This window comes from Hahella sp. HN01 (genome assembly GCF_018986435.1).
Lineage (GTDB): Bacteria > Pseudomonadota > Gammaproteobacteria > Pseudomonadales > Oleiphilaceae > Hahella.
In genome coordinates this window covers 52,395-68,286 of record NZ_JAHMIN010000036.1, presented here as the reverse complement: position 1 = coordinate 68,286, position 15,892 = coordinate 52,395, and the positions used below count along the sequence as shown (strand labels likewise).

At 57.8% G+C, this 15,892-nt stretch carries 15 protein-coding genes; 6 read left to right on the top strand and 9 right to left on the bottom strand.

What is annotated here, in order from left to right; all coding sequences use genetic code 11:
- The 3 genes from KP814_RS26300 to KP814_RS26290 all read right to left on the bottom strand — a co-directional run.
- Positions 1 to 812, bottom strand: an 812-nt coding sequence (locus tag KP814_RS26300) for a tripartite tricarboxylate transporter permease (RefSeq protein ID WP_216739577.1), incomplete at its 3' end; no start/stop codon positions are given.
- Positions 812 to 1,249 carry a tripartite tricarboxylate transporter TctB family protein gene (locus tag KP814_RS26295; protein ID WP_127972863.1) on the bottom strand — a complete coding sequence of 146 codons (438 nt, stop codon included), beginning with the start codon at positions 1,247 to 1,249 and terminating at the stop codon, positions 812 to 814. The genes KP814_RS26295 and KP814_RS26300, both read right to left, overlap by 1 nt.
- A 5-nt stretch (positions 1,250 to 1,254) precedes the next feature.
- Positions 1,255 to 2,241 (bottom strand): tripartite tricarboxylate transporter substrate binding protein, encoded by a 987-nt coding sequence (locus KP814_RS26290; protein ID WP_216739576.1) that lies wholly within the window; start codon positions 2,239 to 2,241, stop codon positions 1,255 to 1,257.
- A 337-nt stretch (positions 2,242 to 2,578) separates the two neighbouring features.
- Here KP814_RS26290 and KP814_RS26285 point away from each other — a divergent pair, with 337 nt between their 5' ends.
- The 6 genes from KP814_RS26285 to tdh all read left to right on the top strand — a co-directional run bounded on the left by KP814_RS26285 (position 2,579) and on the right by tdh (position 8,804).
- Entirely contained in the window at positions 2,579 to 3,250 is a 672-nt protein-coding gene (locus tag KP814_RS26285) for a response regulator transcription factor (protein ID WP_127972865.1), read from the top strand.
- On the top strand, positions 3,240 to 4,673 hold the full coding sequence (locus KP814_RS26280) for a sensor histidine kinase (protein WP_216739575.1): 1,434 nt from the start codon (positions 3,240 to 3,242) through the stop codon (positions 4,671 to 4,673). The genes KP814_RS26285 and KP814_RS26280 overlap by 11 nt, the downstream gene beginning before the upstream one ends.
- Positions 4,663 to 5,796, top strand: coding sequence for an ABC transporter substrate-binding protein (locus KP814_RS26275; RefSeq protein WP_216739574.1), 1,134 nt, complete (start codon positions 4,663 to 4,665; stop codon positions 5,794 to 5,796). The genes KP814_RS26280 and KP814_RS26275 overlap by 11 nt, the downstream gene beginning before the upstream one ends.
- On the top strand, positions 5,793 to 6,371 hold the full coding sequence (locus KP814_RS26270; protein WP_216739573.1) for a helix-turn-helix domain-containing protein: 579 nt from the start codon (positions 5,793 to 5,795) through the stop codon (positions 6,369 to 6,371). The genes KP814_RS26275 and KP814_RS26270 overlap by 4 nt, the downstream gene beginning before the upstream one ends.
- A 184-nt stretch (positions 6,372 to 6,555) precedes the next feature.
- Entirely contained in the window at positions 6,556 to 7,758 is a 1,203-nt protein-coding gene (locus KP814_RS26265) for a glycine C-acetyltransferase (RefSeq protein WP_216739572.1), read from the top strand.
- Positions 7,759 to 7,775: 17 nt separating this feature from the next.
- Positions 7,776 to 8,804 (top strand): L-threonine 3-dehydrogenase, encoded by a 1,029-nt coding sequence (gene tdh / locus KP814_RS26260; RefSeq protein WP_216739578.1) that lies wholly within the window; start codon positions 7,776 to 7,778, stop codon positions 8,802 to 8,804.
- A gap of 101 nt (positions 8,805 to 8,905) precedes the next feature.
- On the opposite strand, the gene KP814_RS26255 is transcribed toward tdh, so the two are convergent.
- The 6 genes from KP814_RS26255 to KP814_RS26230 form a co-directional block, all read right to left on the bottom strand.
- Positions 8,906 to 9,847 (bottom strand): hypothetical protein, encoded by a 942-nt coding sequence (locus KP814_RS26255; protein WP_216739571.1) that lies wholly within the window; start codon positions 9,845 to 9,847, stop codon positions 8,906 to 8,908.
- A 101-nt stretch (positions 9,848 to 9,948) separates the two neighbouring features.
- The gene (locus tag KP814_RS26250) at positions 9,949 to 12,666 is read right to left on the bottom strand and encodes an ABC transporter substrate-binding protein (protein ID WP_216739570.1); all 2,718 of its coding nucleotides are present in this window, start codon (positions 12,664 to 12,666) and stop codon (positions 9,949 to 9,951) included.
- Positions 12,667 to 12,812: 146 nt separating this feature from the next.
- The gene (locus KP814_RS26245; protein WP_216739569.1) at positions 12,813 to 13,208 is read right to left on the bottom strand and encodes a hypothetical protein; all 396 of its coding nucleotides are present in this window, start codon (positions 13,206 to 13,208) and stop codon (positions 12,813 to 12,815) included.
- 2 nt (positions 13,209 to 13,210) lie between these two features.
- Complete coding sequence (locus tag KP814_RS26240; protein ID WP_216739568.1) at positions 13,211 to 14,041, bottom strand: hypothetical protein; 831 nt, start codon at positions 14,039 to 14,041, stop codon at positions 13,211 to 13,213.
- 186 nt (positions 14,042 to 14,227) lie between these two features.
- Positions 14,228 to 14,851 carry a response regulator transcription factor gene (locus KP814_RS26235; protein WP_216739567.1) on the bottom strand — a complete coding sequence of 208 codons (624 nt, stop codon included), beginning with the start codon at positions 14,849 to 14,851 and terminating at the stop codon, positions 14,228 to 14,230.
- 130 nt (positions 14,852 to 14,981) lie between these two features.
- Positions 14,982 to 15,863 (bottom strand): LysR family transcriptional regulator, encoded by an 882-nt coding sequence (locus KP814_RS26230; RefSeq protein ID WP_216739566.1) that lies wholly within the window; start codon positions 15,861 to 15,863, stop codon positions 14,982 to 14,984.
- Positions 15,864 to 15,892: the final 29 nt, after the last annotated feature.

Genomic DNA, 15,892 nt, shown 5'->3' with positions numbered 1-15,892 from the left:
GCGCCGGGCAGAACCCCCGCCAGAAAGCCGATGACGCTGCCGCGAAGCGATGTTGGGAAGACGCTGGTGAAGTCTTTCCACTTCATTTTCAGCTTGTTCATCGCAATCATCTTGCGGCCTTCTCCGGCATGCGCTTCGATGAAAAACAGCAGTTCCGAGATAGCGAACAGACCCACGATCAGAATGATGAAGTCAACGCCTTCATACAGCTCCAGGGTATTGAAGGTGAAGCGCTGCACGCCGGTGTTCATGTCGATGCCCACCGTCGCCATCATCAAGCCAATGGCCGCCGCCAGAATCGTCTTCACCGGGTTCTTGCCGGTGATGCCGCCCAGGGTGGCGAACGCCAGCACGAACAGCGCGAAGTATTCCGCCGGCCCAAAGGTCAGGGCGAATTTCGCCAGCCAGGGAGCCAGCAGAATCAAGCCGATCGTCGCGATCACGCTGCCGATAAAGGAGGCTACTGCGGAAATCGCCAGCGCTTCCGCGGCTCTGCCGCTTTGCGCCATGGGATAGCCGTCCAGGCAGGTCATCATCGCCGGCTCGTCGCCGGGAATATTCAACAGAATCGACGAAATGCGTCCGCCGTACATGGCCCCGGCGTACACCGAGGTCAGCATGATCAAGGCCGTTTCCGGTTTCAGCCCGAGGGTGAACGCCAGCGGGATCAGGATCGCCACGCCATTGGCGGGGCCCAATCCCGGCAGCGCGCCGATCAGGGTGCCCAGGAAGCAGCCGAGGAGCGCGAACATCAAGTTTTCCGGCGTCAGGGCGACAGCAAAGCCCTGCATCAGAAAGTTCAAGGTTTCCATCAGCTTACCTCCAGTACGCCCAGCGGCAACGGCAATTCAAGCACGTAGTTGAACAACACGAACACCACTACTCCGCCAATCAGGCCGGACATATAGGCCGGGAACTTGCGGGCGCCCATGCGCCAGCTCAGGGTGCCGACCGCCAAGGTCGTGGTAATGATGAAGCCCAGCGGCTCCAGCAACACGCCATACAGCGTCAGCACCACCACAGCCACCACCATTTCAGCGCCGGTGCGGTTCCAGGGCCAGTGATTGTCCGGGTCGGGACGCAGCATCAGATAAAGACTGCTCAGACCAAGCACCACCGACAGGAGAATCGGGAAGGTCTCGGGTCCGACCGATTCATTGCCGCCAAAGGGCTCGGGCAGTTGATACGCGCCCCAGCCATAGGCTATGGCCAGGACGAGCATCACTAAACCGAAAATACGGTCATTCATGGCGATTAACGAATCAAGCCAATTTCTTTAGAAAGCGCTTGGATATCCGAGATTTGCGCTTTCACGAAATTGTTGAATTCAGCGCCGCTTTTGTGGAACGGCATCAGTCCATTTTTCTCCATCAAGGTTTTCCACTGCTCGCTGGCGTAGATTTTGTCGATGGCTGCAGTCCAATACTCTTTTACATCAGCTGGCGCGCCGCCAGGGATGTAGAAGCCGCGCCAGTTAGGAGCGACGGACTCAATGCCCTGCTCGCGAGCGGTAGGGATAGTCGCGAATTTGCCTGGCAGACGATCTTCAGACAGCACCGCCAATACGCGCAGGTCGCCGGATTCGAAGAAGCCCTGCACCTCAGTGATGTCGCCGGTGAAAGCGTCAACGTGACCGCCTACGACCTGAGTCATGGCTTCGCCGCCGTTGTTGTAGGACAGGTAAGAGATTTTCGGCAGATTAGTGACGCCAGCGGCCTTCGCGCTGATCAGCACTTTCAGGTGATCCCAGCCGCCGTTGGCGCTGCCGCCTGCGAATTTAACGGAGCGCGGATCTTGTTTCAGCGCCGCCATCAGATCGCTCAGGCTTTTATAAGGAGAGTTCTTGGATACCGCGATAACGCCATAATCCGCGCCGATTGCGCCAATCCAGTTAACCATTTCCGCGTTCATGCCGGGATACTGTCCCTGGGCAAGACGGGTTGTGGTGGCGGTGGAAGCGGCGACCACCAGATTCTGATCGTTCTTGCGCTTGCTGACGGTATGCGCGAAGGCGACGCCGCCGCCTGCGCCCGCCATGTTAATGGTCTGTACGCTGCCGGGAACTAACTTCAGTTCCTCCATCACGTTGCCGACGCTACGACAGGTGAAGTCCCAGCCGCCGCCAGGATCCGCAGGAGCGATACATTCAACTTTGCCTTTAGGTTCGTAGGCCATGGTCAGGGTAGCGCTGACGGTCAACGCTGCGGCCACAAGCATTTTAATCGGAGTTCTGATTGTCATTATTGTTACCTCACACAGGTTACAGGAATTAATTCGATCGCAAATATATTGGTTTTGCCCTTGTGGGGCTACCGGCGTCAGCCGTCCTGCTTATTAAGCCGGCGGCATTCCAGGTGCTGGGGGGTGGGATTGTCGAAAAAGATTCGTTGTGTTCATGTCACGCTCCTATTATTTTTGTTGCGCTTTATATTTAGTCGCTTGTTGTGGTTTTGGAAACTTTGTTTCGATTACCTCTTCAGCGACCTATGCTTGATATGGAACAGGTAATGACTGCATCCTAACTGCTGAACCTGTCATAAACCTGTCACGTCCTGATTCGAAAAAGTGAAGTCGGCGCATGCATATCCTTGTTGTAGAAGATTCTGAATTGCTGGGTGAATCCATCCAGGCGCGGCTACAGAAAATGGGCCATGGCGTAGACTGGGTGAACAACGGACGCCAGGCCAACGGTTTGTTGCAGCACCAGCAATTCGATCTGATCATTCTGGACCTCAACCTGCCTGAACTGGGCGGCGAGCAGATTCTGTCGGAGCTGCGCAAACGCAAAGACACCACGCCGGTATTGATCCTGACCGCCCGCGAACAGGTGGATGATCGCATCAAACTGCTCGACGCCGGCGCCGACGACTACCTCACCAAGCCCTTCGATTTCGGCGAACTGGAAGCCCGCTGCCGGGTGCTCATGCGGCGCAACCAGGGCTTTTCCAGCAACCTCAGCCGACACGGCAATCTGTCTTTCGACCGCTCCGCTAAAGCGGTATACGTCAATGAAGAAAAGCTGGACCTGAAGAACCGCGAGTTCCGCCTGCTGGAAGTGTTTCTCGGCCATCTGGGCCGGGTTATGAGCAAGGAGGAGCTGGCTGATCGTCTGTTCGCTTTCGATGAATCCCCCGGGCCTAACGCCATCGAACTGTACATTGCGCGCCTGCGCAAAAAGCTCGCGGAGTCCTCCGTTCAGATACGCACCTTGCGGGGATTGGGGTATCTGGCGGAATGCGATGATGACTGATTCGCCGTTGCGTCCGGATCAGCCGGTCTCACTGCGCAACAGGTTGATCCTGGGCGCCGTGGCGCTGATTCTGGTGCTCGGCACTCTGGCTATCATCGCTATCGACGGATACGGCAAGCGCGCGGCGGAACTCTCTTATGACCGGCTGCTGGCCAGCGCCGCATTTCAGATTGCGGACGCCATTCACGTTCGCGACGGCGTGGTGGATGTGGATCTGCCGGTAGCGGCCTTCGAAACCCTCGCCCTGGCCCGCGACGACCGCGTTTTCTATCGCATCAGCGGCCCTCGCGACGCTTATCTCACCGGCTACGCCGACCTGCCCCGCCCGGCGGCGGACCAGGGCTTCAGCAAAGACGGCGCACGCCTAATCCAGCAACGGTTTTTCACCAGCCGCTATCTGGACGAACCGGTGCGCTTCATCGTGTTGCGGCGTTTGTTGACGGAGGCGGACATCACCGGTTACATCACCGTGCAACTGGGGCAGACCATCAACGCTCGCGCCGATCTGGCCGAAGACATCACCGGCAAAGGTTTACAACTCATCGCCATCGCGTCCGTCATCGCCTTGGGACTCTTGGGCTACGGCATCAAACGCGCCTTCTCGCCCCTGGATCAGATCGAAAGAGAGCTGGCCGCGCGCTCCCCTACCGATCTGACGCCCTTACACGTTACGCCGATCAAGGAAACCTGGCGCTTACAGCAAACCATCAATCACTTCATGCGGCGCCTGCAGGATACCCTTGACCGCATGCAGCGCTACACTGGCGAGGCCGCTCATCAGATTCGTACGCCTCTGGCGGGGCTGCGCGCGGCGTTGCAGAACCTGCGCGATCATCCCGATATCGACGATCCCAAGCCGGTGTATAACCGCATCATGCAGTCGGTGGATCAACTTAACACCACCGTGTCGCAACTGCTCAATCAGGCCACTATCACCCATCGCCTGCAAAGCGAGGCGCTGCGGCGCATCGAACTCAACAAAGTGGTGAAAGAGGCCTGTTTGGAGCTGGCGTCGCACGCCATCAACGAAAAAGTGGAACTGGCTTTTGAGGCGGACGCCGAGGACACGAACCTGCTTGGCGACGCCTTTGCATTGAAGCAGTTGTTCCGCAATCTGATCGAGAATGCGGTCCGCTACAGCCCGGTGGATGGCGTGGTGGAAATTCGCGTCCACCAAAGCGTCAACCGACTGTTCGTGGAAGTAAAAGACAACGGCCCAGGCATCCCTGTGGAATATCGGGACAAAGTCTTCACCCGTTTTTATCGCGCGCCAGCCGCCGTCGGCGTCGGCAGTGGACTGGGTCTGGCCATCGTGCGGGAAATTGCGGAGCGTCATAACGCAGAGGTGGGACTGATGGATAATCAGCCTCACGGCCTGACGGTGCGTGTCGGTTTCCGCAAGGAGAGCGCCCATGGCAAATAGCCGCTTCGTTTTTTTCCGTACAGATTTGCTATGCAGAGCGCTTCTCGTGCTCGCCCTCTTCAGCGTCACTACCGCACGGGCAGTGTCCGGTCCGCTGCCGGTCGTGCTTTATCCGGCGCAGCAGAAGCCGGTCAGCGTACTCAATATTCACGCAGTGCTGGATTACGTGGTGATGAACCCCATCATAAAGGCGTTTCAGCAGCGTTATCCCAATGTGGAAATCCGGCTGATTGAGTTTGAAACCGCCGACCTTTTCCAGCACACCGTGGAAGGCTCCACTCACACGACAGAGCCGCCGGACGCCATCGTCGGCGACCTGCTGATCAGCTCGGCGATGGACCTGCAGGTGAAACTGGTCAATGACGGCTATGCGCAGCGCTACGAGTCCCCCTACACCCGCCGCATTCCCGACTGGGCGAAGTGGCGCAACGAGGCTTTCGGCTTTACTTTTGAACCGGTGGTGACCGTGGTGAACACTAAACTGTTGCCGGGTCCGCCACCGCAGGACCGCCAGCAATTGCTGGAGCTGATCCGTAGCCAGGGCGAAAGTCTGGCGGGAAAAATCGCCACCTATGATATCGCCCGCAGCGGCGTCGGTTACCTGTTCGCCGCCCAGGACAGCCAGCAGGCGACCACCTATGGCCGACTATTGGAGGCCTTCGGCACCCACTCCGTGCAACTGGCCTGCTGCACCGGCGACATTCTCGACGGTCTGGCTTCCGGGCAGTACGCGATCGGCTATAATCTGCTGGGCTCGTACACCAAGGCCCGGCTGGCGTCGGCGCCGAATCTGAAAATGATCCTGCCGGCGGACTACACATTGATCATGACGCGCATCGCCTTGATTCATAAGCACGCCGTCAACACGCAGAACGCCCGGGATTTCCTGGATTTTCTGCTGTCTCCGGCGGGTCAGCAGACTCTGGCCAGCGAGTCGAAACTGTATCCTATCGACCCCGGCGTGCACGGCGAAGTCACCGCGGACTGGCTGAACAAACATGCGCCGGGACCGCTGAAACCCATTACGGTGGGACCACAATTGCTGGTTCCGCTGGATAAATTAAAACGGCAACGCTTTTTAAGCGAATGGCGCCGCTCTCTGGAACGTGAAACGAAACAATGAAAGACACCGATTTAGTCGCCAGACTGGGCAAACGCATCCAACAACTCCGCAAGTCAGAAAAGCTGACGCTGGAGCAACTGGCGCAACAATCCAACGTATCCCGCTCCATGCTGTCGCAGATCGAACGCGGCCAGGCCAACCCGACTTTCGCTACTTTGTGGAACCTCACCCGCGCCCTGGGCATTGAATGGTCGGAGCTGGTGGATGAGAGCGAGGGCGTCTCCCATTCCCCCATCGAACACATCATCGCCGCGCAAACGCCGAAGATCGACAACCCTCAGGGCGGCTATCACCTCAGCATTCTCAGCCCGCCCCATCTGGTGGGCTCTATTGAGTGGTACGAGCTGCGTATGCGTCCCCAGGGAAAACTGGAAAGCCAGGCCCATACACAGGGCTGCATGGAGCACCTCACCGTGTTGAGCGGTCAGCTTGAAGTCGTCAGCGGTCAGCAATCCCAGCGTCTGGCGCAGGGCGACACCGCCCGCTATCACGCCGACGTCGCCCACACCATTCAGAATCACGGCGACAGCGAGACCATCGCTCTTTTAGTCGTGATGAATCACAGTCATCGCTAGAGTCAGTCGACGTTTTGGCGCGGTCACACGATAAACTTTCCGCTTAACAATCAGGTTAGGCGACACAATGCGGCAGGGAGGCCGCCATGGCCCTGATTCAGGGGGCTGGGTATATTTTTCCCTATTGCTTTGCGATCATTTTTCCACTATACAGGAAACACGTCCGATATAAGGGAAAATTCCAATGAACCAGACTTTCCAACAACAATTACAGCAAACCCTTGATGAGATTGAAAAAGCCGGCCTGTTTAAAAAGGAGCGTGTGATAGACACTCCTCAGGCGGCCGCCGTCAAACTCGCCGGAGAAGCTGGCGATAAACAAATTCTCAATCTTTGCGCGAATAATTATCTGGGCTTGGCGGACAACCCGGAAGTCATCGCAGCGGCGCATGAAGCGCTCGACAAATACGGTTTTGGCATGGCTTCCGTACGCTTTATCTGCGGCACGCAAACGCTGCACAAAGAGCTGGAGCACAAGATCGCAGAGTTCCTGGGAATGGAGGACAGCATTCTGTTCGCCGCCTGCTTCGACGCCAATGGCGGCCTGTTCGAGCCGTTACTGAGCGCCGAAGACGCTATCGTCTCCGATTCCCTGAACCATGCCTCCATCATCGACGGCATCCGTCTGTGCAAAGCCAAACGCTACCGTTTCGGCAACCGTGATCTGAATGATCTGGAAGCCCAGCTGAAGCAGGCTCGCGCCGACGGAGCCCGCAATATTCTGGTGGCCACCGACGGCGTCTTCTCCATGGACGGCTATATCGCGCCGCTGAAGGATATTGTCGCCATTGCGCGTAAATACGACGCCCTGGTGATGGTGGACGACTGTCACGCCACCGGCGTCATCGGCCCCCAGGGCAAAGGCAGCGCCGCCTACAACGGCGTGGAAGTCGACATTATTACCGGCACGCTGGGTAAAGCCCTCGGCGGCGCAGCCGGCGGCTTTATTGCAGCGAGCCGCGATATTATCGAACTGCTCCGCCAACGCGCCCGCCCCTATCTATTCTCCAACTCCCTTCCCCCGCCTGTCGTCGCAGGCAGCCTGAAAGCCCTGGAAATTTCCATCGCCGGCGACCATCTGCGCGACAACCTGCGCGAACACGCTGCGTTTTTCCGTAACAGCCTGAGCGAAGCTGGCTTTAAACTGCTGCCCGGCGAACACGCCATCATCCCGGTCATGCTGGGAGACGCCAAGCTGGCGCAGGACTTCGCGAAAGCGTTGTACGAGCAAGGGGTATACGTTACTGGATTCTTCTATCCGGTGGTGCCGCAAGGTCAGGCGCGCATCCGCACCCAGATGAACGCGGCGCTGACCCGCGAACAGCTGGAGCAGGCGGTCGCCGCCTTTACCCGCGTCGGTCAACAACTTGGGGTTATTGGAGGCTGAACATGCAGTCGTCAACCATGAAGGCGTTGGTCAAAGCGCAATCTGCTCCCGGACTCTGGCTGCAAGAGCAGCCGGTTCCCGAATGCGGGCCCAACGATGTGATCATCAAGATCAAGCGCACCGCGATCTGCGGCACCGACATCCACATTTACAACTGGGACGACTGGGCGCGCAACAACGTCCCCGTCCCTTTGACCACCGGCCATGAATACAGCGGTGAGATTGTGGAACTCGGCAGTCACGTGGACGGCCTGCATATCGGACAGCGCGTGTCAGGAGAAGGTCACGTGGTGGGGATGCTCAGCCGCAACGCCCGCGCAGGACGTTTCCATCTGGCGCCGGACACCAAAGGCATCGGCGTTAACCTGCCCGGCGCTTTCGCCGAGTACCTTTGCCTGCCGGCGTTCAACGTCGTGCCCCTGCCGGACGCAGTGAGTCTGGAGCTTGGCGCGATACTGGACCCGCTGGGCAACGCCGTGCATGCGGCCCTGGCCTATGATCTGGTGGGCGAGGACGTGCTCATCACCGGCGCCGGACCTATCGGCATCATGGCCGCCGCCGTAGCGAGATTCGCAGGCGCCCACAAAGTGGTGATCACTGACATCAATGACTACCGCCTGGAGCTGGCGGCCAAAGTCGCGGATGTGGAGCCGGTGAACGCGCAACGGGAGTCTCTGCGCGACGTCATGGGACGACTAAAAATGAAGGAAGGCTTCGATGTGGGCCTGGAAATGAGCGGCATTCCTTCCGCCCTCAACGATATGCTGGATGTGATGATGATGGGCGGTCGTATTTCCCTGCTGGGTCTGCCGTCCAAGCCGGCGGAGCTGGATCTCAGCAAGATCGTGCTCAAGGCGCTGCAGGTCAAAGGCATCTACGGCCGCGAAATGTTCGAGACCTGGTACAAGATGCTGGCGATGCTGGAGGCGGGATTGGACATTGAACCGATCATCACCCACCGTTTCGAATACGCCGACTACGAACAGGGCTTTGACGCCATGCGCAGCGGCCAATCCGGTAAAGTCATTCTGAACTGGTCAGACTGAGTTTTCCCGTCTTGGCCCAGGGAGCGACCATGTCGCTCCCTCTTGTTCTCTATTCCCCTTTTCTCCTCTCCCTACTCTTTCTTGCGATTACTGAGAACCTGTTACTGACAGCGATTATTGCCGTCCCGCAGCCACTGGGTTCCATCCAGATACAGCTTGTTATTAGCCAGCGCCAGCGTAAAAGTGACGCGTTCTCCGCCTGGGCCGGATTCATTCCAGTCAAAGCCCGGCGTGCTGCCCTGCATGCTGTAGCCGGGGCCGTATTGCAGAATTAATCGGCCCTGAGCGTTCATTGAGCCCTGTGCCTCCCATCTGCCGGAACCCTGACTGCCTGTGGCGCCGCTGGCGCCGCCGCCATAGCCCCCGCTGTTACCGGAGCGATAGAACTCGCCATTGCTGCATAACCAGATGTGCTCTTCTTCGTGATAACCGGAGCCGGTGTAATAGCGCACGATATGACGTCCCCGCATGTAGGTGCTCCAGCCGCCGTCACCCCCGCCTTGCGCCAAGGGTTTCGGCGCGGAGAATTTAACCGAGGAGGCCACGGTCTCCGCCACTTTCCAGACCTGCGCGGCGGTGCTCTGATCCGCGACCGCGATCAACGCTACAGAGGTAGAGCCTTTGCCGGTGACGGCGCTGATGCGGCCTTCCATGTTAGGCATATTGCCGATGCTGTAATCCGCCGTCAGACGACCATTGCGTTTTTGCGGCGCGCTTTTCGGATACAGGACGACGGAAGCGTCCAACGGCACCGGTTGCGCCATCTGTTGCATCAGCGCCTGCTCGCCGGACTGGTCGATGTACACGAAGATATTGGCTTTCAGCGCCTGGGATTCCAGTACAAAAAGTTCCGATCCCGCCGGCCAGGCGCCCTGCCAGCCGTCAGGAACCTTGAACGACAGGCCCAGTGAGCCGGACTCAATCAGGGTTCCGCCTTCGTACAACTGGTTTTGCTGAACTTCCACCGCCGTTACGGAGGTCGCGCACAGACTGCAATAGAGTCCCATGGCGACCAGTAGAGATTTCGCTGTCACGCCGCTCATTTCGCTTCGCCTCATGCTGAGTCCACAGCGCGCGGCCCGGTCTGGCGCATCCTTCATCCAGCCGCATCGGACGCCGCAGAGATGATGTCGGAATGGCCCGGCTACAGCGTTTCTTTCTTACTGAGCCTGACCGCCTCAAACGCTCCATCGCGATTCAACTGGGTTCCCCATACCCGATGACTGCCCTGGTGATCCGAGGCGCGGAAAGTGATCGTCTCCCCGATGCCCAAATCCACGCCGTCAAACGACTCCAGCGTGTCCACCAGTGATTCGGTATCAAAGTGCCGACCCGCCCGCTCCAACGCATGGAAAAACAAGGTCGCCACAATGTAGCCTTCCAGAGAAATAAAGTCCGGCTGCTCATTGGGATAGAAACGGCTCAAGGCCTCCCGGTAGCGCAGCACGCCAGTGGCGTAGGAATCAAACGGCGGCACTACCTGAGACACCACCACGCCCTCGCCGTATTCCACGCCTAACTCTTTGAACTGCTCCGCCAGCGCTCGCGCCCCGACAAAGGAGACATTGGCGAAAGGCCCGGTGAATCCGGCCTGACGCAGACGTTTGGTCAAACGCGCGCTGGCGGTGTAGGTGCTGATGGCCACCACCGCCTGTATCTCGCTCAGGCGGCCTAACATGCCCTGGGCCGCGCCTTCAATCTGCGCCGTATTGCGCTGGTAGCTGAATTTGGCGATTTCATGGGGACGCACGCCGTAATCCGACAGCGCATCCTCCACCCCTTTCAAACCGTCCTGGCCGTAGCCGTCGTCCTGATAGAACACCGCGATCATTCTGGGGTCGACGTCCTGTTCCTCGATGAAGTAGCGAATCAGGGCGTTGGTTTCATCTTCGTAACTGGCGCGATAGTTGAACACGTATCGCTCAGGCGGACTTTTCCGCAGCAGAGCTGCGCCGGAGAAGGTGCCGAACACGATGGTTCTATCCTTCAGGGCCACCGGCAATATCGTTTCCGCCGTGGGCGTTCCCACATTGCCCAACATGGCGAATACGCCGTCCGGCTGCATAAATTTTTCGACGTTCTGGTGCGCCGCCGCGGGTTCGTATCCGTCGTCCAGGGCGCGCAGTTCAATATAGCGTCCGTGGATGCCGCCCTGTTCGTTAATTTCGCGAATGCGCACGTCAACGCCCAACTGCATGGCGCGCCCCAGCTCTCTGGCGCCGCCGCTAAAGGCCGCGCTCATTCCCAGCGCCACCCGGTTCTCACTGACGCCGCGCGGCGCCTGCCAGCCGGTTAACTCCGCATATCCGTCCGCCACGCTGTAACGCACCACGGGAACCGCGTAACCCACGCCAACCAGGATCAAGACCAGCGCAGTCAGCCCCAGCCAAAGCGGCATGCGACGTCGGGCGCTCTGGCCAGCAGCCGTCGTCATGCCAGGCCCCATCGTGGGAAGCGTTCCCGGGGCCACCACGGTAGTGGTCTCATCATCCAGCGTCGGCGCAACGGGATGCGTATACCCCTGTACGCCGAACGGCGGCGGTTGCGAACCCAGATGCATGGGCTCCGCCAACGTGGAGGCGGCCACCACAATGGGTTGGCTCATGGAGCGCTCATCCATGCTGTGCGCCGGATCAATGCGGGTGGCGGTATCCATTTCCTCGATCTGCCCTAAAGCGCCAGCGGCCTGAAACGCCTCGTCGTACTTTTTCGCCTTGCCCAGACTGAGATTCTTCTTCACCACCACCCGCTTACCGCTGAACAAGCGGGCGCAGGCGGCGTCGCTCAATCCCAGCGCCGCTTTCAGTTTTTCCTGGGTGTCCTGCAACTCTACGTCGCCGCGAATTTCGCCATAGAAAATAAATTGATAGACGTCTGGATTCGGCGGCGCCATCTCCATGGCCTTGGAGTATTCCGCAATGGCGGCGTGAGCGCGGTTCTGGATGTCCCGCACCATCGCCTGGGCGTCTGGATAGCGACCGTCCGGGCTTAGCGCCATGGCCTTCAGAATCACCGGCTCCAGAGCTTTATTGCGAGCGTCGGTCAAGCGGTTTTCCCGCAGCGCCGGCGGCGGTCCGGCGCATTGCCGGTTCATGATGTCCTGGGGGCTTTCGCCGGTATAAGGGCGTTCGCCAGTGATGCAGTAATAAAGAATCGCGCCCAGGGCGTAGATATCAGCGCGTTTGTCGATGTTGCGCGCGCCTTCAATCTGCTCCGGCGCCAGATAACCCGGTGTGCCCATCACCATGCCCAAACGGGTGTATTTAAGATCCCCTTCTCCCAGCGGCTTGCTGATGCCGAAATCCAGCAGCTTGGCGACGGAATGGTCGCCGGACACCCGCGCGACAATGATGTTGCCGGGCTTCAAATCCCGGTGCACGATGTTCATCTGATGCGCGGCCTGCAACCCGGCGCCGATCTGCTCCAGCAGCCACACCACGTTTTCCAGCGGCAGCCCGCTGCGTTTTTCCACCAGATCGGACAGGTTCTCTCCGCGCAGATACTCCACAACCAGATACATCATACCGTCGTCGGTGTTGCCGAAGTCGATCACATGCATGACGTTGGGGTGGTTCAATTGGCTGGCGATGCGCGCTTCGCGGAAAAACAGCTGGATAAAGTCATGATCGTCCATGCCCGCCCGCAGCAGTTTGACCACCACCAGACGGTCCAAGGATAACTGGCGCGCCACATAGACCAGACTCATACCGCCTTCCGCCAGGCGGGATTCGATGCGATACATGTCCTTCAGCATTTTGCCGATAAGCGGATCGCGGCGCTGCTTATCCACCAATGTGGCCCCATCGGCGGGACAGTAATCGCCCTGGGGAAAATCCGTACTGCAAATGGGACAAACCTTCATAGACTCCCCGAGTCGCAAACTGCTGAACTACTGCTTCAGGTTCGTGTCCGGCGCCTGGAAAATAACTGGCTGGACAAAGAAATAGAAATGAATGCTAGGGAGTATAGACAGGGAATAGCCGCAGCGCGAACGCTGCGACGGAGGGATCAATCTCTACGGCTGGACTTCCATTTCTGGTTTACGCACAAGCGATCCGCTTCACGGGCCAGCTCGTTTCCCGCCTGCTTGATCTGAGGGATCAAACAACGCATGACCTCCAGATCTTCGTTATGCAGCGCCAGCCGACACCAGCGCTGCAATTCCAGACCGCATTCCGCGATACTGGGCAACCCCTGGCTTTCCGCCGTGGCGACAATGCCGCTGGCGATATCCCGCATCATCGCAATCATGCGTGAGGTCTCCATCAGACTGGCGCAATGCAGTCGGGAGCCGCTGGAACTGATTAGTGACATGCTATCGGCGAGATGTTCCAGAAACTTGTTTCTGACGACATCCGCAGCGAAGTTCCCGTCATCAAAAGCCATAATCTTCTCTGCGTTCATTTCTATTCTCCAGTTTGACTGTCGCTGAGCTGCGCCAAACTCTCCTTCACCGAAAGGATATAGTTCTCGATAATCCTCGTGGAGGCCTGCTGGTGCTCGAACTGCTCCATCAGTTGGTCAACGATATTGAAAATGCTTTGCTCCGACTCGATGTCCAGGTCCAGCCCCATGATGGAGCTTTGGATAGTCCACTTCAGATCGGAAAAACTTTGAATGGAGTGCGCGCCGCAATCCAGCACCATCTTCATGATGTTGTCCAGCAACGCCTCTGTACGCCGCACCGCCCGCTGCATGATGCCTTGGCGCACCATCTTCTCCTGAGACTCCCGCACCAGATTGGAAAGGACGAAATTCGCCACTTGCGCCAGCCGGGTAAGGTTATCCAGATGGGCCTCTTTCTCCTCCGCCGTCATGGTCAGACAAATAGAGAAATACGGGAAATTGATCAGGGAATACTGATCGAAATTAACAATGCGTTCACGTTGCAACGTCAACGTGGTGATCACGTCAAACTGCAAATTGGTGACATAGTTTTTGCCGCCGAACACATAATGTTGCTCCGGCAGGTTGAGGATGAATACGTAAGGCACTTGATAGCCGCTCAGCGCATTCTCCATCGCCAGACCAATTTCAGAAGGCTCGCGAACTTCCGAGCAGCGCTCGAAAAACTCAATCATACCGCCCAGGAAGCTGTTGGAGCGTAACAGCCCCATCGCCATTTGGTTCACACTGGCCAGACTTTGCTCCAACTCGGCGTTCTTTTGCCTGCTGCGTTCCAGCTCGTCTTGTGGCGCATTAGAGGCGACCAGGGAAACTACTCGGTTTGCTGACATAAATCCTCCTGAACGTTATGTGCACAGATTAATCAGTTTGTCCGTGCAAGAGGATTCGTACGCTTACTGAAATATCAGAGCCGTTCTCAGTAGTACTACGGAGAAGTGATAAAAAATGCGCTGAAGGCGCGACATTATGGAGGAAGCATTAAATCAGCGAATCAACAGGTTCGTGAGTGAACTCGATCAGTTGACGCTGCTCTCCTCCGCCGCCAAGGGCAACACTTTGACCAGCAGATCCTTGATAGAGGAGACGTCGAATTTGGCCAGTACATTGCGGCAGTGCGTCTCGATGGTGCGGGGGCTGATGAACAGTTTAGCCTCCATCTCCTTGGTGCTGAGCCCCTGCAACAGCAGGTCGTAAATCTGCTTCTCACGGGCGGTCAGTTGCGAAATAGAGCGCTGGATGTCGAGACGTTTCATATAACGTTCGCGGTGCAGTTTTTCATGGGCCACCGCCTTTTCCAGCAGGGGGCCTACGTCGGTGATGCTGATAGGTTTGAGCAGAAAATCGAAGGCGCCGCCCTGCAGCGCTTCTTTCACCACCGGCACCGTGGAATACGCCGTCATTAATATCAACGGCGGCAGGTAGCCGGTTTCGGACATTCGGTTCAGCAAGTCCAGGCCTGTCATGTCCGGCATCATGATGTCGGAGAGAATCACGCAGTGGTGATCATTGCTGAACTCGGATAAAAACGCTTTGGGATTGCCGTAGGCTTTGGACTGGTAACCATAGGATTCCAGAATAGCCGACAGCAGATCAGCCTGCATCTGGTCATCTTCGATGATATATACGCACGTATCTTTCATGGCGTTTTTGCTTATCCCAAGCAGAAAAACACGGATGGAACCTTATTGTTATCGTCGCAGCCCCCAAAGCGCCATCCAATACGAAGCGCCCTCAGTTAATTGATAACTATTGGACAGAGTGAGGGCAATGTCAAAGCGAAGCGCCCAACATTTCATCCCAGAATTCCTGCGCCAGCGGCGATAACAATTGATTGCGCAACCGTATGAGATAGATGGGGACCAGACTGCGCGAAGGAAAGTTCTCCACCTGCAGGAACCTCAGTTCTTCTCGCTCCAGTTCGGCGTCCACCATATGCAGCGGAATCCGCGCCCAGCCCATTCCGGAGAGAAGCAGCCCCTTCTTCATCAGAAAGTCATTCACATACCAGCGATGGCCGCCGGGAATCACATTGACGTGATCAAAGGGCGCCAGCGAGCCGCTGTCGGCAATCAGAATATGCGGCAGATTACGTAACTGCGCATGGCGCACCACGCCGTCCGCGCCTGCTTCGACGAACCCCGGCGCCGCAACCGTAACCTGGGTGACTTTCGCCACCTCGGTAAATTCATAGCGATCATCCAGCCCAACCTGGGGACCGATGGCCACTTCCGCTTTCTCAACCAGCAGTTGCTCCAGCACCCCGGACAAATGCTCCGTATGTAAATGCAGACGCATCTCGGGTCGCTTTTTGGCGAACGCTTTCAAGGTGTCCAATCCCGGCAAATGCGCGCACATGGCGCTCAGGGAAATGGACAGCTCCGGCGCCTTGCCCTGGGCCAGACGATGCCCCAGCATCTCCAGATCATGGGCCTTGGACAGTAGCGCCTTGGCTTCCCTGAACAACGCCTTGCCTTCAATAGTCAGCGTCGGTCGGTAGGTTTCCCGACTGAATAACTGTAAATCAAACTCCTGCTCCAGCGCCGCCACCGCCGCACTGACCGTAGACTGGGTTTTAAACAGAGCCGCCGCAGCAGCCCGGAAACTGCCATGCTCCACCACGCCAACAAAAGCGCGTAACTGCTCATTCGTCATGCTCGCCCTCCCCTAAAGCTCCCATCAAA